We start from the raw sequence: 17,000 nt of genomic DNA on the forward strand, positions 1-17,000 counted from the left end.
CAGGTGTGACCTCCGAGACGCTCAGAGGCTCAGCGGCGTCTTGCAGACGTCGCGCGCCTGCTGCTCCACCCCGGTCAGGGCGGCCCTGGTGTCGGTGGCTCCGAGCCGGGTGGCCGCCGTGCGGATCGCGGACCGGTCCTCGTCGGAGAGGCCCTCCGGCGGGCGGGCCGGGTCGTACGACGCCGGTTCGACCCCCGCCGCGTCGAGTGCCTCCTCGAGCGCGCTGATCCGCTCGACGACGAGTCCCCACTCGTCGCGGATGTCGTCGGGCGCCTTGTCGGCGAGGTCCTCGAAGACCGGGAGCGCGCGCAGCAGGCCGGTCTCCTTGCCGGCCGACAGCGCGGCGCCGAGCTCGGCGCGGTGGTCCTCCACCGCCGAGCAGTACCTCGCGAACGGGTCGTCGGTCTCCTGTCCCCGCCACAGCAGGAAGCCCGCCACCACGACGGCGGCGAGCAGGAGGACGACGACGAGGGACGGCCGGCGCCGTCCCTCGCGCGCAGGCGCCTCGGCGTTCACCCCAGCAGCGCCCGGAGCTCGTCGTTGGCGCGCAGCACCGCGTCGCGCATCGCGACGGGATCCGGGCCGAGCCGCAGCACGCCGCGCGAGGACGACGCGACGACGTTGCGGGCGCTGGCGCCGAAGATGCGCAGGATGTCGCTGCTGGTGCCGCCCTGCTCGCCGTAGCCGGGCGCGAGGATCGGGCCATCGATGTCGAGGTCGAGGCCGCTGCCGTCGATGGTGGCGCCCACGACGGCACCGAAGGACCCGAGCGGCGTCGCGCCGGCGTTCAGCTCGCGCAGGTGGTCGAGCATCGCCGAGGCGACGGTGCGTCCGCCGAACGCCTCCGACGTGACGGCCTCCTGCACCTCAGGGCCCTCCTTGTTGGAGGTCGCGGCGAGCACGAACAGGCCCGCGTCGTGGCGACGCGCAGCGTCGACGAACGGCAGCAGCGAGCCGAAGCCGAGGTAGGGGCTGACCGTGATCGCGTCGGACGCCAGCGGCGAGGCCGGGTCGAGGTAGGCGTCGGCGTAGGCCTGCGACGTCGAGCCGATGTCACCGCGCTTGACGTCGAGCAGCACCAGGGCGCCCGCGGCGCGGGACTCGGCGATGACCCGCTCCAGCACGGCGATCCCACGGCTGCCGAAGCGCTCGTAGAAGGCGGACTGCGGCTTGACGACGCTGCAGTGCGGCGCCACCGCCTCGACCGCGCCCAGGGCGAACCGCTCGAGGCCGGAGAGGTCGTCGTCGTACCCCCAGTCGCGGAGCAGCGCGCCGTGCGGGTCGATGCCCACGCAGAGCTGGCCGCGCTCGGCGAGGGCGGCGGCGTAGCGGGTGCCGAAGGTCATCTGGTTCTCCTGGTCAGAGGGCCGCGAGGACGTGGCGGGGCCACCGGGGGCCACCGTAGATGAGGCCGCTGTAGACCTGCACGAGGTCGGCGCCGGCGTCGATGCGCTCGCGCGCGTCCGCCGGGGTCGTGATGCCGCCGACGCCGATGAGCACGAGCCGGTCCCCCACCTGCTCGCGCAGGATGCGCAGCACCTCGGTGGACCGCTCGCGCAGCGGCGCGCCGGAGAGGCCGCCCAGGCCGCACGCCTCGACGGTCGCCGGGGCCGAGCGCAGGCCCTCGCGGGCGATCGTGGTGTTGGTCGCGATGACACCGGCCAGGCGCAGGTCGAGCGCCATGTCGGCGACGGCGCGCACGTCGTCGTCGGACAGGTCGGGCGCGATCTTCACCAGCAGCGGCACGGTGCCGACGCCGGTCGCCTCGTCGGCGGTGCGCCGCACGTGGGCCAGCAGCGGCGCGAGCCGCTCGACGGCCTGCAGGTTACGCAGCCCCGGGGTGTTGGGCGAGCTGACGTTGACGACGAGGTAGTCGGCGTGCGGGGCGAGCAACCGGGTCGAGGTCTCGTAGTCGGCCTCGACGGCCTGCTGGTCCTCGTCCGGGACGACCTTCGACTTGCCGATGTTGACGCCGAGCACGAGGCCGCCGGGCTTGCGGCGGCGCTTCGCGAGCCGCCGGGCGACCGCCTCCGCGCCGTCGTTGTTGAAGCCCATCCGGTTGACGATCGCCCGGTCCTCGGGGAGCCGGAACAGCCGCGGCTTCGGGTTGCCGGGCTGGGGCAGCGCGGTGACCGTGCCGATCTCGACGTGCCCGAAGCCGAACGCGCCCATCCGGTCCCAGACCTCGGCGGTCTTGTCGAAGCCGGGCGCGAGGCCGAGCCGGTTGGGGAACGTCAGCCCCATCAGCTCGACCGGCTCTCCCCCGCGGACCGGCGTGCGCTTGAGCAGCGGGCCGCCGAGCCGCAGGGCGTCGTAGGTCAGGTGGTGCGCCTTCTCGGCGTCCATCCGGACCAGGACGTTGTCGAAGACCTTGTCGTACAGGGTCACCGCGCGTGCCACTCCTGGAGGGAGCGCACGCCGATGGACCCGGCGCGAATGGCCGCGATGCCCTGCACCGCGGCCGCGAGGCCCTGCACCGTGGTGATGCACGGGGTGCCGGTGAGCACCGCGGCGGCGCGGATCTCGTAGCCATCGACGCGCGAGTCGCCGCCACCGCCGGCGGCGGTGGTGTTGCCGTGCGGGGTGTTGACGATCAGGTCGATCTCGCCGTCGAGGATCATCTGCACGGTCGTCTTCTCGCCGTGCGGGCCGGGACCCTCGAAGTGCTTGCGCACGATCGTGGCCTGGATGCCGTTGCGGCGCAGCACCTCCGCGGTGCCCTGCGTGGCCAGGATCTCGAAGCCGTAGTCGGCCAGGACGCGGGCCGGGAAGATCATCGTCCGCTTGTCGCGGTTGGCGATGGAGATGAACACCTTGCCCTCGGTGGGCAGCGAGCCGTAGGCCGCGGCCTGCGACTTGCTGAACGCCGTGCCGAAGTCGGCGTCGAAGCCCATCACCTCGCCGGTCGACTTCATCTCGGGCCCGAGGACGGTGTCGACGAAGCTGCCCTCCTTCGTGCGGAACCGGTTGAACGGCAGCACCGCCTCCTTGACCGCGATCGGCGCGTCGGCCGGCAGCGTGCCGCCGTCGCCCTCGGCGGGCAGCGCCCCGGCCTGGCGGAGGTCGGCGATCGTCTCGCCGAGCATCACCCGGGCAGCGGCCTTGGCCAGCTGGGTGCCGGTGGCCTTGGAGACGAACGGGACCGTCCGCGACGCACGCGGGTTGGCCTCGATCACGTAGAGCACGTCGGCGCCGAGCGCGAACTGGATGTTGATCAGGCCGCGCACTCCCACGCCCCGGGCGATCGCCTCCGTCGCCTCGCGGATCCGCGCGATCTCGGCGTCACCGAGGGTGGCCGGCGGCAGGGCGCACGACGAGTCGCCGGAGTGGATGCCGGCTTCCTCGATGTGCTCCATCACGCCGCCGAGGAAGAGCTGCTCGCCGTCGTACAGCGCGTCGACGTCGATCTCGACCGCGTCGTCGATGAACCGGTCGACCAGCACCGGCCGGTCGGGGCTGATCTCGGTCGCGGCCTCGATGTAGGCCTTCAGCGCCGCGTCGCTGTAGACGATCTGCATGCCGCGGCCGCCGAGGACGTACGACGGACGCACCAGCACCGGGTAGCCGATGGCGTGCGCGATCTCCTGGGCGTCCTCGAAGGACACCGCGGTGCCGTGCTTGGGCGCGACCAGGCCGGCCTCGGCGAGCACCCGACCGAACGCGCCGCGCTCCTCGGCGAGGTCGATGGCCTCGGGGCTGGTGCCGACGATCGGCACGCCCGCGTCCTGCAGGCCCTGGGCCAGGCCCAGCGGCGTCTGGCCGCCGAGGGTGGCGATGACGCCGGCGATCGGGCCAGCGGCCTTCTCGGCCTCGTAGATCTCGAGCACGTCCTCCAGGGTGAGCGGCTCGAAGTAGAGCCGGTCGGAGGTGTCGTAGTCGGTCGAGACGGTCTCCGGGTTGCAGTTGACCATGATCGTCTCGTAGCCGGCCTCCGCCAGCGCGAGCGAGGCGTGCACGCACGAGTAGTCGAACTCGATGCCCTGGCCGATCCGGTTCGGGCCCGAGCCGAGGATGATCACGGCCTGCTTGCCCTCGGCCCGCGGGAGGACCTCGGTCTCCTCGTCGTAGGAGGAGTAGTAGTACGGCGTCTTGGCCGCGAACTCCGCCGCGCACGTGTCGACGGTCTTGTAGACCGGCCGGACGCCGAGCTCGCCACGCAGCGCGCGGACCTCGGCCTCGTCCAGGCCCCGGAGCCCGGCGACCTGGGCGTCGGAGAAGCCGTGGCGCTTGGCCCGGCGCAGCACGGCGGCGTCCAGCTCGGGCGCCTCCGCGACCGCCTGCGCGACCTCGTCGATGAGGAAGAGCTGGTCGACGTACCACGGGTCGATCTTCGTCGCGTCGAAGATCTCCTCCGGCGTCGCGCCGGCGCGGATGGCCTGCATCAGCTTCTGGATGCGGCCGTCGTGGGGGCGCTGCACGTCGGCGAGGAGCGCGTCCTTGTCGCCGGGCTCGCCGACCCAGGTGAACGCCGAGCCCTTCGACTCCAGCGAGCGCAAGGCCTTGTTCAGCGCCTCGGAGAAGTTGCGGCCGATCGCCATCGCCTCGCCGACCGACTTCATGTGCGTGGTCAGCGTCGAGTCGGCGGTCGGGAACTTCTCGAACGCGAACCGGGGCACCTTGACCACGACGTAGTCGAGGGTCGGCTCGAACGAGGCCGCGGTCGAACCCTGCGGGCCGGCGGTGATGTCGTTCTCGATCTCGTCGAGGGTGTAGCCGATGGCGACCTTCGCCGCGATCTTGGCGATCGGGTAGCCGGTGGCCTTCGAGGCGAGCGCCGAGGAGCGCGAGACCCGCGGGTTCATCTCGATGACGATGACCCGGCCGTTCTCGGGGTTGACGGCGTACTGGATGTTGCAGCCGCCGGTGTCGACGCCGACCTCGCGGATGACGCCGATCGCCAGGTTGCGCAGGTGCTGGTACTCGCGGTCGGTCAGCGTCATCGCGGGCGCGACGGTGATCGAGTCGCCGGTGTGCACGCCGACCGGGTCGAAGTTCTCGATGGAGCAGATGATGACGACGTTGTCGTTCTTGTCGCGCATCACCTCCAGCTCGTACTCCTTCCAGCCGAGGATCGACTCCTCGATGAGCACCTCGGTGGTCGGCGAGGCCGACAGGCCGGCGCCGGCGATGCGGTGCAGGTCCTCGTCGTCGAAGGCGATGCCGGAGCCCAGGCCGCCCATGGTGAAGGAGGGGCGCACGACGACCGGGAACCCGAGCTCCTCGGTGGCCTTCTCGACCTCGTCCATCGAGTGGCAGATGAAGGAGCGGGCGACCTCACCGCCGACCTTGCGGACGATGTCGTTGAACATCTCGCGGTTCTCGCCGCGGTGGATGGCCTCGAAGGAGGCGCCGATCATCTCGACGCCGTACTTCTCCAGCACGCCGTTCTCGTGCAGCGCCGTCGCGGTGTTGAGCGCCGTCTGGCCGCCGAGGGTCGGCAGGATCGCGTCAGGGCGCTCCTTGGCGATGACCTTCTCGACGAACTCCGGGGTGATCGGCTCGACGTAGGTGGCGTCGGCGAACTCCGGGTCGGTCATGATCGTGGCCGGGTTGGAGTTCACCAGGACGACCCGCAGGCCCTCCTCCTTGAGCACGCGGCAGGCCTGGGTGCCGGAGTAGTCGAACTCGCAGGCCTGGCCGATGACGATCGGGCCGGAGCCGATGACCAGGACCGACTTGATGTCGTCGCGCTTCGGCACGTCAGTTCTCCTCACTGGTCGAGCGGGCGGTGAGCAGCTCGACGAAACGGTCGAAGAGGTACGCCGCGTCGTGCGGGCCGGCGGCGGCCTCCGGGTGGTACTGGACGGAGAAGCTCTTGAGCGCACCGGAGGCGTCGCGGAGCTCGAGGCCCTCGACGACGTCGTCGTTGAGGCAGACGTGGCTGACCGTCGCGCTGCCGTACGGCGTCTCGGCGGCCCGGTCGAGAGGGGCGTCGACCGCGAAGCCGTGGTTGTGCGCGGTCACCTCGACCTTGCGGGTCGTGAGGTCCATGACCGGCTGGTTGATGCCGCGGTGGCCGTACTTCAGCTTATAGGTGCCGAAGCCGAGCGCGCGGCCGAAGAGCTGGTTGCCGAAGCAGATGCCGAAGTAGGGCAGCTCGCGACCCAGCGCCTCCTTCAGCAGCTCGACCTGGCCGGTGGTCGCAGCCGGGTCGCCGGGGCCGTTGGAGAAGAACAGCCCGTCCGGCTGGACCGCGAGGACGTCCTCGATGGAGGAGGTCGCGGGCAGCACGTGCACCTCGATGCCGCGCTCGCTCATCCGGTAGGGCGTCATGTCCTTGATGCCGAGGTCGAGGGCGGCCACGGTGAACCGCTTCTCCCCCTGCGCCGGGACGACGTAGGCCTCGGCCGTCGAGACGGCATCGGACAGGTTGGCGCCGGTCATCCCGGCGGACGCCTTGACCTTCTCCAGCAGCTTCGCCGGGTCGGTCTCGACCGTGGAGATGCCCACCCGCATCGCGCCGCGCTCACGCAGGTGGCGGGTCAGCGCACGGGTGTCGATGCCGGAGATGCCGACCACGCCCTGGGCCGCGAGCTCCTCGTCGAGGGTGCGCCGCGAGCGCCAGCTGCTCGGGACGCGGGCGGGGTCGCGCACGACGTAGCCGGCGACCCAGATCTTCCGGGACTCCGGGTCCTCGTCGTTCATGCCGGTGTTGCCGATGTGCGGCGCGGTCATCACGACCACCTGGCGGTGGTAGGAGGGGTCGGTCAGCGTCTCCTGGTAGCCGGTCATGCCGGTGTTGAAGACGGCCTCGCCGAAGGTCTCCCCCTCGGCGCCGTAGGCCTCGCCGTGGAAGGTGCGTCCGTCCTCGAGGACGAGCAGGGCTGGGGCGGTCATGCGAGGGCTCCTTCCAGCACGGTCGGCGTGCCACGCAGGAGCGTGGCGATCACCCGACCCGTGAGCTTGCGGTCGTGCCAGGGGTTGTTGCGGCTCAGCGAGACGCTGGCGGCGCGGTCGACGACCACCTGGGCGGAGGGGTCGACGAGGGTCAGGTTGGCGGGCTCGCCCACCGCGACCGGGCGGCCCTGGGGGCGGTCGCCGTCCGCGAGGCCGGCGATCCGGGCGGGGTTGGTGCTCATGACGCGGGCGACGCCGGCCCAGTCGAGCAGGCCGTTCTCGACCATCACCGTGGTGACGACCGGCAGTGCCGTCTCGAGGCCGAGCATCCCGAAGGCCGCGTCGACGAAGGCGTGCTCCTTGTCGTGGCGGGCGTGGGGGGCGTGGTCGGTCGCGACGGCGTCGATGGTGCCGTCGGCGAGCGCCGTGCGCAGCGCCTCGACGTCCTCGGACGGGCGCAGCGGCGGGTTCACCTTGAACGTGGGGTCGTACCCGGCCAGCAGGTCGGTGGTGAGCAGCAGGTGGTGCGGGGTGACCTCGGCGGTGACGTCGATCCCCTGCGCCTTCGCCCAGCGGATCACCTCGACGCTGCCGGCGGTCGAGACGTGCGCGACGTGGACGCGGCTGCCGGTGTGGCGGGCGAGCATCACGTCGCGGGCGACGATGACCTCCTCGGCCACGCCGGGCCAGCCGGGCAGGCCGAGGCGGCCGGAGAGCTCGCCCTCGTGGCAGCACGCGGTCGGTCCGGCGAGGGCCGGGTCCTGGCTGTGCTGGCTGACGACGCCGCCGAACGCCTTGACGTACTCCAGCGCGCGGCGCATGACGCGGGCGTCGTGGACGCACTTGCCGTCGTCGGAGAACACCCGCACCTTCGCGCGGGAGCGGGCCATCAGGCCGAGCTCGGCGAGCTCCTCGCCGGCGAGCCCCTTGGTGACCGCGCCCACCGGCTGCACGTCGACCAGGCCGGCGGCCCGGCCGAGGTCGAGCACCCGCTCGGCAGCCTCGGCGGTGTCGGTGACCGGGTTGGTGTTGGCCATGGCCAGGACGGCGGTGTAGCCGCCGACCGCCGCGGCGCGGGAGCCGGTCAGGACGGTCTCGGCGTCCTCGCGGCCGGGCTCGCGCAGGTGTGTGTGCAGGTCGACGAAGCCGGGCAGCAGGCGCAGGCCGTCGGCGTCGATGGTGCGCTCGGCGGTCGCGGAGACCTTGCCGATCTCGGCGATGACACCGTCGGCGACGAGGACGTCGCTCGTGGTGCCGTCGGGCAGGGTGGCGCCCTTGATCAGGGTGCTCATGCGGTGGCTCCCTCGTTCTGGCCGTCGCCGGCGAGCAGGTGGTAGAGCACGGACATCCGCACCGCGACGCCGGCCGAGACCTGGTCGAGGACCAGGCTGTCGGCGGCGTCGGCGGCGTCCGGCGAGATCTCCAGGCCGCGGTTCATCGGGCCCGGGTGGAGGATCGGCGCTCCGGGTCGCAGCAGCGCGAGCCGGTCGCGGGTCAGGCCGTAGCCGACGGTGTACTCGCGGGCAGTGGGGAAGAACCCGCCGCTCATCCGCTCGCGCTGGACACGCAGCATCATCACCGCGTCCGCCTGGGGCAGCACCGCGTCGAGGTCGTACGACGTCGCGAACCCGGCCGCCTTCGACCAGTCCCCCACGCCGGCGGGCATGAGCGTCGGCGGGGCGACGACGGTGACGCTGGCGCCGAGCTTGACCAGGCTCTTGACGTTGCTGCGGAACACCCGGCTGTGCGTCACGTCGCCGACGATCGCGACGTGCTTGCCCTCGAGCGAACCGAGGCGGCGGGTCAGCGCGTAGGCGTCGAGCAGCGCCTGGGTGGGGTGCTCGTGGGTGCCGTCGCCGGCGTTGATGACCGGCACGTCGATCCAGCGGCTGATCTGCTCGGCGGCCCCACTGGCCGCATGCCGCACGACCAGGCCGTCGATGCCCATCGCGGTCACCGTGAGCGCGGTGTCGCGCAGCGACTCGCCCTTGCTGGCGCTGCTCCCCTTCGCGGAGAGGTTGATGACGTCGGCGGAGAGCCACTTGCCCGCGATCTCGAAGCTCGAACGGGTGCGGGTGGAGTCCTCGAAGAAGAGGTTGATGACGGTGCGGCCGCGCAGGGCGGGCAGCTTCTTCACCGCACGCTTCTGCACGTCGTGCATCTCGGTGGCGGTGGTGAGGATCTCGTGGATCTCCTCGACCGTCAGGTCGTCGATGCTGAGCAGGTGGCGGGTCACTGGATCGTCACCCCGTCCTCCCCGTCGATCTCGCTGAGGCGCAGGCTGACGCGTTCGCTGCGCGCGGTGGGCAGGTTCTTGCCGACGTGGTCGGCGCGGATCGGGAGCTCGCGGTGACCGCGGTCGACGAGCACGGCGAGCCGGACCACGGCGGGCCGGCCCAGGTCGGACAGGGCGTCGAGTGCGGCCCGGATGGTGCGCCCGGAGTAGAGCACGTCGTCGACGAGCACGACGGTCTTGCCGTCGATGCCACCGGCGGGCAGCTCGGTGCGGTGCGGTGCCCGCGTCGGGTGCGACTTCAGGTCGTCGCGGTACATCGTCACGTCGAGCGACCCGGTCGCGACGGTGGTGCCCTCGACGGACGCGATGTTGGCCGCGATCCGGTGGGCGAGCGGGACGCCGCGGGTGTGCAGCCCCAGAAGCAGGAGATCCTCGGCGCCCTTGTTGCGCTCGAGGATCTCGTGGGAAATGCGGGTCAACGCCCGGTTGATGTCACCGGCGTCGAGGACGACGCGGCCCTCTGCGGGGACCTGCGCGTGGGTAGGCATATGTGTGCCTGACCTCCTTCTCCGCCTCACAGGACGGCTCCTTAAAGGATGTCTGAACGGGTGTCACCCTACCGGTCCCGGCGCCGTCCGGCCGAACCGGTCCACGTGTGCCGCGCGACACTTGCCTCAGCCGGCGCGCAGCTTCTCCAGCAGCGGTCCGGCCACCTCGTCGAGGAACTGCTGCTGGTAGCGGTCCCCCACCTGGACCAGCGCGACGTCGGTGAAACCCGCCTTCGGGAACGCGAGGACCGCCTCGGCGATGGCGTCCAGATCGGGTCCGCACGGGATCGACCCGGCGACGTCCTCGGGCCGTACGAACTGGCTGGCGGCAGCGAACCCGGCCGGCGTCGGCAGGTCGGCGTTGACGCTCCAGCCACCGCCGAACCAGCGGAACTCGTCGTGCGCGAGCTGCACCGCCGACTCCTCGTCGGGCGCCCAGCAGATCGGCACCTGCCCGATCGCCCGCGCGCCACCGTCACCGACCCGCGGGGCGCCGTCGGTCCGGTTCCACTGCTCGACGTACTCCCCCTTGGGCTCGACGGCGACGAGGTGGTCGGCGAGCGGTGCCAGCGCCTCGATCGCGCGATCACCCCCGACCGCGACGCCGATCTGGACCGGGTCGTCGGGCAGGTCCCAGACCCGCGCGGACTCGACGTCGAAGAACTCCCCGTGGTGGTCGACCAGCTCCCCCGTGTGCAGGGCGCGGATCACCTCGATCGCCTCGGCCAGCATCTCCTGGCGCGTCCCGACGCCGGGCCAGCCTCCGCCGACGACGTGCTCGTTGAGGCTCTCCCCGGTGCCGACCCCGAGGGTGAACCGACCCTCCGACAGCACGGCGAGGGTGGCGGCCTTCTGCGCCACCACCGCAGGGTGGTACCTCGTGGTCGGGCAGGTCACGTAGGTCATCAGCTGCAGGTCCGAGGTGGCCTGCGCGACGGCCCCGAGGACGGTCCACGCGTACGGCGCGTGCCCCTGCTCCACCAGCCAGGGCGAGTAGTGGTCGCTGCAGACGGCGAAGTCGAAGCCGGTCCGCTCAGCGTCCTGCGCGTAGGAGACGAGCTCACGCGGCCCGCTCTGCTCGGTCATCAGGGTGTAGCCGAATCGCGTCATGGCCGGCCGGTACCCGGCGGGTCGGCGGCCAACGCTCCGCCCCGGACAGGACGAAGGGGCTCCGTGTCCCCGGAGCCCCTTCGCGTCTCTCTCGTGCTGACCCTCAAGCTGTCACTTGAAGGCGTCCTTGACCTTCTCGCCGGCCTGCTTGAGGTTGCCCTTGAGCTGGTCGCCCTTGCCCTCGGCCTCGAGGTCCTCGTTGTCCGTGGCCTTGCCGAAGGCCTCCTTGGCCTTGCCGCCCTTCTCCTCGGCGGCGTTGCTGATCTTGTCGTCGAGCCCCATGGTGCTCTCCTCTCGATCGTCGGGTGCGATGCGCTCGTGGTACCCCCGCTCGCGTGGCTGATCCGGGTCCGTTTTGTTGCCCGGCTCACTCCCGGCGGGTGGTCGGGTCCGGCGGGTCGGCTTGCGGTCGCGTAGGTCCCTGATCTCTGCGGGCTGCGGTTGCGTAGTCGGCACAGTTCCGAAAGGCAGCGACGAGGGAGTACGGCGGGTGGCTGGCTCCGGCGGTCGGCCTGCGGTCGCGTCGGCACCGCCGGCTCCCGGTGGTTGAGGTGCGAGGCGCCCCAGCGCCGAGCCTCGAAACCACCGGGCCTTGAAGCCGGACCGTCGATGGAGACTTGGGAGAATCGCCAGTCCACAGGCGGGTTTCCGGCCCACCTTTTGTCGGTGGTGTCTGGAAGAATCCAGTCATGGATCTCGGAACCAGCGCTCCCTCGGTGGAGCAGTACGACGGCCACTCGGTCGCCGAGCTGTTCACCGAGCTCCGCACTGGAGCCCGGATCCGCACCACCGCGATGATCAACGAGTGGATCGCCATCGTCGCCTGGGCCGACCAGAACGTGATTGAGACCGAAGAGGGTGCGGCGACGCTGCTGGACGGTGTCGTGGACACTGGTGTCCCGATCGCCGGCCCCGGCGCACCTCTGGTGTCGGAGTTCGCGTTGATGGAGCTCATCGCCGTCCTCGGCCGCTCACCCATCGGTGGCCGTGCCTACGTCGGACAAGTCATCGAGTGCGCCTGGCGACTGCCCCGCCTCTACCAGGCCGTCGTCGCCGGACGCGTCGACACCTGGAAGGCCCAGCGCATCGCGGACGTCACCCACCCTCTGTGCCCCGAAGCGGTCGAGTTCGTGGACCGACAGCTCGACGCCGCGATTGATGACGTCGGCTGGAAGCAGCTCGAGAGGTTGGTTGCCGAAGCGATCCTGAGGTTCGACCCGGACCAGGCGGAGGCCGAGCGGCAGCGGGCCAGCGACCACCGGCACTTCGACGTCGACGAGCCCAGCGACACCGGCCACGTCGTGATCCACGGCCTGATGGACGCAGTCGACGGCCACGACCTCGACGAAGCCATCAACCGCCGCGCGGTCCTGCTCGGCTAGTGCGGGGACGAGTCCTCCCTCGACGTCCGTCGCTCCAAGGCAGCCGCCGAGCTGGCACGGCAGGACCTGTCGCTGGACCTGTTGTTCGCCGACCCCGACACGCGCGAGGTCATCGCCACCTCCCCCGGCCGGCGCGTCACGCTCAACGTCCACGTCACCGACACCACCCTCACCGGCGACAACCCCGTCGCCCGCTGCGAGGAGACCGGCACCCCGGTCCTCGCCAGCCAGGTGAAGGAGTGGCTCCAGGCACCGAGGACGACCGTCATCGTCCGCCCGGTCATCGACCTGGCCGACTGCATCCCCGTCGACTCCTACGAGATCCCCGACCGCCACCGCCAACGGGTCCAGCTGCGCGACCACACCTGCAGGTTCCCCGGCNGGACACGTGGAAGGCGCAGCGGATCTCCGACCTCACCCACCCGCTCAGTCCTGAGGCGGCCGAGTTCGTCGACCGGCAGCTCGACGCCGCCGTCGACGACGTCGGCTGGAAGCAGCTCGAGAGGTTGGTGGCCGAAGCCGTCGTTCGGTTCGACCCGGACCACGCGGAGGCCGAGCGGCAGCGGGCCAGCGACCACCGCCACTTCGACGTCGACGAGCCCAGCGACACCGGCCACGTGATCGTGCACGGCCTGATGGACGCCGCCGACGGCCACGACCTCGACCAGGCCGTCACCCGCCGCGCGGTCCTGCTCGGCAAGTGCGGGGACGACTCCTCCCTCGACGTCCGCCGGTCCAAGGCCGCCGCGGAGCTGGCCCGGCAGGACCTGTCGCTGGACCTCCTGTTCGCCGACCCCGACACCGGCGAGATCCTCGCCACCGCACCCGGCCGACGCGTCACGTTGAACGTCCACGTCACCGACGCCACGCTGACCGGCGACAACCCCGTCGCCCGCTGCGAGGAAACCGGCGGACCGGTCCTCGCCAGCCAGGTGAAGGAGTGGCTGCAGGCACCGAGGACGACTGTGATCGTGCGCCCGGTGATCGACCTGGCCGACTGCGTTCCGGTGGACTCGTACGAGATCCCCGACCGCCACCGGCAGCGGGTCCAGCTGCGCGACCACACCTGCAGGTTCCCCGGCTGCACCATCAGCGCGAGCCGCTGCGACCTCGACCACACGATCGAGCACAACAAGGGCGGACCCACCTGCCCCTGCAACCTCGTCCCGCTCTGTCGACGCCACCACCGCGCCAAGACCTTCAGCCTCTGGCGCTACGTGACCGTCGAGCCGGGTCTCTACCTGTGGCTGTCGCCGACCGGCCGTCACTTCCTGGTGGGACCGAAGGGGACGCGGGTCCTCGACGCCCCGCGCCGCCTCGACCCCGACGACTACTAGCTCCCACGCTTCGCGCCCCGCCCACGAGCACCACCGGGGGGGGGGGGGGGGGGGGGGCTGTGGCATGCCCGGGTGGTGACGGCGCCGAGCGACGCCTACCCGATCCTGGGTACGTCTGCCGGCGATGCTCTCCTCGCCAGGCGTCGGACGGGGGAGTGGTACCTGACCGGACGGAGAGTCGCATGCGTGCAACGCGTTGGGTGGTGGGCCTGCTCGCGATCGCGGGCGTCGTCGCCCAGCTCTGGGTCCAGGTCGACTGGATCGGCGGACTCAGCGAGCACTGCGACTACCCCGAGGACTGCGAGACGCGCTGGTTGCCGGACGCCTTCGCGGCCGCGCAGCTCGTCTGGCTGGCGACCGCCGCCTGCGACATCGCGACCCTGCTCCTCGCACTCCGCCTCGGCCAGGGCCGAGCGTCGCTGGGGGCTGCAGCGGCCGCGACCTTCCTCGCGCTGGTCGCCTACTTCTTCACGGACGCATGGCAGTGGCGAGGCGATGTGGACGGCCTCGTCCCTGTGCACGGCCCTCGCTGGGACAACGGCTACCGACTCGCCCTGCTGCTGTGGACGCTGAGCCTGGCGCTGCACGCCTTCGCCCTCGGGCAGGCAGCCGGCCGGGACCACCGTGCCGGTCGCCGTGACGCCCCCGCGGTGGCCGCTTCGCATCGCGCCCGCTGACGCACCCGCCGCGCGTCGCCGTCAGCGCCGAGCCCCTCAGGTCGCGTCCGGGGCCCCCGAATCCTCGACCCCCACCGTCGGGCCGCTCCGGTGCTCCCTGCGCCACTGGCTCCAGTGCCAGGACAGGAAGCGGTCGGTGGCGCGGACCAGGTGCTGGGAGCGGATGGACGGGAAGATGTCGAAGGCGTGCTGGGCGCCGGGGAGCTCGGCGTACACGACGGTCCGCTTCGAGGTGGCACGCAGCGCGGCGACGAAGGAGCGGGCCTGGCCGGGGTCGACGAGGGTGTCCTTGGAGCCGTGGATGACGAAGAAGTCCGGGTCGTCGGGGGTGACGCGCAGCAGGGGAGAGGCCTGTTCGTAGACCTCGGGGTGCTCGCTGAACTTCTCCTTGACCACCCAGCCCTGCAGGAAGCGGTCGCGCATGAGGCGTGCTGTCTTGAGGCCGCTCGCGCCGGCCCAGTCGTAGACGCCGTAGTAGGGGACCGCGGCCTGCAGCGAGGTGTCGGCGTCCTCGAAGCCGGGCTGGAACTCGGGCTCGTTGGGGGTGGTGGCGGCCAGGGCGGTGAGGTGGCCGCCGGCGGAGCCGCCGGTGATCGCGATGTAGTCGGGGTCGCCGCCGTACTCGGCGATGTTCTCCCGGATCCACGCGATCGCGGCCTTCACGTCGACGATCTGCGCGGGCCACCGGCTGCGGGGGGCGAGGCGGTAGTTGATCGCGACGCACACCCAGCCCTTGGCGGCCATGTGCTGCATGAGGGGCAGCCCCTGCTGGTCCTTGTTGCCGATCGTCCACCCGCCGCCGTGCACCTGCAGCAGGACGGGCGCGCCGCTGGCGGGGGTGACCTCGGAGGTGTAGACGTCGAGCAGCCCGCGGGGGCCGTACGGCGCGTAGGAGATGTTGCGGTGCACCTCGATGCCGGCCTTGCGGGCGGCGCGGCGGAAGGCGAACGGGTTCGCGATCCGGCCCCACGGGGTGGCGAGCTCGGCGGGGGTCGGCTTCGCGTCGAGCTGCTCGACGTAGTCGACGCCGAGGCCCTCGACGAGGGCGTCCTCGGCGACGGTGACCGCCTGGCGGCTCTGGTGGACCAGGTAGGCCAGTCCCGCGGCCGACGCGCCGGCCAGGGCGAGGCCGCGCCAGTCACGGCGCGAGCCCGTCAGGTGGGCGGCGGCGTCGGCGGCGGTGAGGCCCAGCACGTGCGGGGCGAGCTCACCGGTGAGCCAGCCGGCGAAGAAGGCCGGGATCCCGGCGCGGAAGCCGGGCAGGGGACGGATGGCGTTGGCAGTCAGCGCGGCGGTGATGGCCTGTCGCCGTACGAATCCCATGACCCGAGCGTATCCGGATCGTTGTGGGAAACTGGTACCCGTTCTACTTCATGGGGGAGTTTGCTGGATGGACCGGTTGTCGGGGCTCGACGCGAGCTTCCTGTACCTCGAGACTCCCGCGCAGCTCATGCACGTGTGCGCCGTGATGGTGCTCGACCCGGCGACGATGACGACGCCGTACTCGTTCGCCGCCCTGCAGGAGCAGGTCGACCGCCGGGTGCGCGACGTGCCCGGCTTCACCCGCAAGATCCGCGGCGTCCCGCTCGGCCTCGACCACCCGGTGTGGGTGCGTGACCAGGGCTTCGACGTCGAGCGGCACCTCCACCGCCTCGCGCTGCCGGCGCCGGGCGGGTACGCCGAGCTGATGGACCTGTGCGCGCACCTGGCCTCGCTCCCGCTGGACCGCTCCCGCCCGCTGTGGGAGATGTGGGTCATCGAGGGCTACCGCCCCGGCCCCGAGGCGGGGGAGAAGGTCGTCGTGTTCGCGAAGATGCACCACGCGACCGTCGACGGCGTCTCCGGCGCCAACCTGCTCTCGCACCTGTGCTCCATCGAGCCCGACGCCGAGCCGCTCGGTCCCGGCGAGGTGCGCCACCCCCGCGACCCCGGTCGCGGTGAGCTGCTCGGCCGCGCCGTCGTCGGTACGGCGGCCCGTCCGGTCACCCTCGCCCGGGTGCTCAAGCCGTCGGTGGAGCTGGTCGCCAAGAGCGTCGGCCGCGTCCGCCGGGGCACGGCGATGGCAGCGCCCTTCTCGGCGCCGCGCACGTCGTTCAACGGCACGATCACCTCCCACCGCTCGATCGCGATGACCGACCTCGACCTCGACGAGATCCGGCGGGTCAAGAAGGCGACCGGCACGACGGTCAACGACGTGGTGCTCTCGGTCGCGGGCGGCGCGCTGCGGCGCTACCTCGCCGAGCGCGGCGAGCTGCCGTCGTCCTCGCTGCTCGCCACGGTCCCGGTCAGCGTCCGCGACAGCTCGCGGCGCGAGGGCGGCGCCAACAAGGTGTCCGCGCTGTTCACCAAGCTGGGCACCGACGTCGAGGACCCGGTGGAGCGGCTGCAGATGATGGCGCAGCGCAACAAGCACGCCAAGGAGCACCACAACGCGATCAGCGCCGACGCGCTCCAGGACTGGGCGGAGTTCGCCGCGCCGCGCACCTTCGGCCTCGCGGTGCGCACCTACGCCAACCTGCGCCTCGCCGAGCGGCACCCGGTCGTGCACAACCTGGTCATCTCGAACGTCCCCGGCCCGCCCATCCCGCTCTACTTCATGGGCGCCCGGATCGACGCGCTCTGCCCGCTCGGCCCGGTCTTCCACGGCGCCGGCCTGAACATCACCGTGATGTCCAACGCCGGCCACATGCACGTCGGGGCGATCGCCTGCCGTGAGTCGGTCCCGGACGCCGACGCCCTGGTCCGGCACTTCCCGGCCGAGCTCGGCCGGCTCACCGCCAGGGTCGGCGCCGGCTGATCCGTCCCCGGGGCCCCGGGACAGTGGTCGATGTGGCAGGTCAGGCTACGCTTCCCTCGCCTTTCCCTACTCCACG

The 17,000-nt window shown here is 71.8% G+C and carries 15 protein-coding genes; 4 read left to right on the forward strand and 11 right to left on the reverse strand.

Annotated features, from left to right (window positions below):
• Positions 1-21: 21 nt before the first annotated feature.
• The 10 genes from NOCJ54_RS0102255 to NOCJ54_RS23415 form a co-directional block, all read right to left on the reverse strand.
• Positions 22-516, reverse strand: a complete 495-nt coding sequence (locus NOCJ54_RS0102255; RefSeq protein ID WP_028654171.1) for a hypothetical protein — start codon at positions 514-516, stop codon at positions 22-24.
• Positions 513-1,346 (reverse strand): orotidine-5'-phosphate decarboxylase, encoded by an 834-nt coding sequence (pyrF, locus tag NOCJ54_RS0102260; RefSeq protein WP_028654172.1) that lies wholly within the window; start codon positions 1,344-1,346, stop codon positions 513-515. The genes NOCJ54_RS0102255 and pyrF overlap by 4 nt, the downstream gene beginning before the upstream one ends.
• Before the next feature lie 13 nt (positions 1,347-1,359).
• Positions 1,360-2,388, reverse strand: coding sequence for a quinone-dependent dihydroorotate dehydrogenase (locus NOCJ54_RS0102265; protein ID WP_232221653.1), 1,029 nt, complete (start codon positions 2,386-2,388; stop codon positions 1,360-1,362).
• Positions 2,385-5,699 (reverse strand): carbamoyl-phosphate synthase large subunit, encoded by a 3,315-nt coding sequence (gene carB, locus NOCJ54_RS0102270; protein WP_028654174.1) that lies wholly within the window; start codon positions 5,697-5,699, stop codon positions 2,385-2,387. The genes NOCJ54_RS0102265 and carB overlap by 4 nt, the downstream gene beginning before the upstream one ends.
• A 1-nt stretch (position 5,700) precedes the next feature.
• The gene (gene carA, locus NOCJ54_RS0102275; protein ID WP_028654175.1) at positions 5,701-6,837 is read right to left on the reverse strand and encodes a glutamine-hydrolyzing carbamoyl-phosphate synthase small subunit; all 1,137 of its coding nucleotides are present in this window, start codon (positions 6,835-6,837) and stop codon (positions 5,701-5,703) included.
• The gene (locus NOCJ54_RS0102280; RefSeq protein ID WP_028654176.1) at positions 6,834-8,129 is read right to left on the reverse strand and encodes a dihydroorotase; all 1,296 of its coding nucleotides are present in this window, start codon (positions 8,127-8,129) and stop codon (positions 6,834-6,836) included. Before NOCJ54_RS0102280 ends, carA begins: the two co-directional genes overlap by 4 nt.
• Complete coding sequence (locus NOCJ54_RS0102285) at positions 8,126-9,073, reverse strand: aspartate carbamoyltransferase catalytic subunit (RefSeq protein ID WP_028654177.1); 948 nt, start codon at positions 9,071-9,073, stop codon at positions 8,126-8,128. The genes NOCJ54_RS0102280 and NOCJ54_RS0102285 overlap by 4 nt, the downstream gene beginning before the upstream one ends.
• Positions 9,070-9,621, reverse strand: coding sequence for a bifunctional pyr operon transcriptional regulator/uracil phosphoribosyltransferase PyrR (gene pyrR / locus NOCJ54_RS0102290; protein WP_028654178.1), 552 nt, complete (start codon positions 9,619-9,621; stop codon positions 9,070-9,072). Before pyrR ends, NOCJ54_RS0102285 begins: the two co-directional genes overlap by 4 nt.
• A gap of 126 nt (positions 9,622-9,747) precedes the next feature.
• The gene (locus NOCJ54_RS0102295) at positions 9,748-10,731 is read right to left on the reverse strand and encodes a TIGR03557 family F420-dependent LLM class oxidoreductase (protein ID WP_028654179.1); all 984 of its coding nucleotides are present in this window, start codon (positions 10,729-10,731) and stop codon (positions 9,748-9,750) included.
• A gap of 111 nt (positions 10,732-10,842) precedes the next feature.
• Positions 10,843-11,013 (reverse strand): CsbD family protein, encoded by a 171-nt coding sequence (locus NOCJ54_RS23415; RefSeq protein WP_036516525.1) that lies wholly within the window; start codon positions 11,011-11,013, stop codon positions 10,843-10,845.
• 407 nt (positions 11,014-11,420) lie between these two features.
• Between NOCJ54_RS23415 and NOCJ54_RS0102305 the strand changes: the two genes are divergently transcribed.
• From NOCJ54_RS0102305 to NOCJ54_RS0102320, 3 genes are all read left to right on the forward strand, one after another.
• Positions 11,421-12,113, forward strand: coding sequence for a DUF222 domain-containing protein (locus tag NOCJ54_RS0102305; protein WP_084254873.1), 693 nt, complete (start codon positions 11,421-11,423; stop codon positions 12,111-12,113).
• 509 nt (positions 12,114-12,622) lie between these two features.
• Positions 12,623-13,450 (forward strand): HNH endonuclease signature motif containing protein, encoded by an 828-nt coding sequence (locus NOCJ54_RS0102315; protein WP_028654182.1) that lies wholly within the window; start codon positions 12,623-12,625, stop codon positions 13,448-13,450.
• A 182-nt stretch (positions 13,451-13,632) separates the two neighbouring features.
• Positions 13,633-14,127, forward strand: a complete 495-nt coding sequence (locus NOCJ54_RS0102320) for a hypothetical protein (protein ID WP_157514770.1) — start codon at positions 13,633-13,635, stop codon at positions 14,125-14,127.
• A gap of 36 nt (positions 14,128-14,163) precedes the next feature.
• Here the strand turns inward: NOCJ54_RS0102320 and NOCJ54_RS23420 are convergent, their stop codons facing one another.
• On the reverse strand, positions 14,164-15,450 hold the full coding sequence (locus NOCJ54_RS23420) for an alpha/beta hydrolase (protein WP_051485381.1): 1,287 nt from the start codon (positions 15,448-15,450) through the stop codon (positions 14,164-14,166).
• A gap of 67 nt (positions 15,451-15,517) precedes the next feature.
• Between NOCJ54_RS23420 and NOCJ54_RS0102330 the strand changes: the two genes are divergently transcribed.
• Complete coding sequence (locus NOCJ54_RS0102330) at positions 15,518-16,924, forward strand: WS/DGAT/MGAT family O-acyltransferase (RefSeq protein WP_028654184.1); 1,407 nt, start codon at positions 15,518-15,520, stop codon at positions 16,922-16,924.
• The last annotated feature ends 76 nt before the right edge of the window (positions 16,925-17,000 follow it).

The organism is Nocardioides sp. J54, from assembly GCF_000519005.1.
Taxonomy (GTDB): domain Bacteria; phylum Actinomycetota; class Actinomycetes; order Propionibacteriales; family Nocardioidaceae; genus Nocardioides.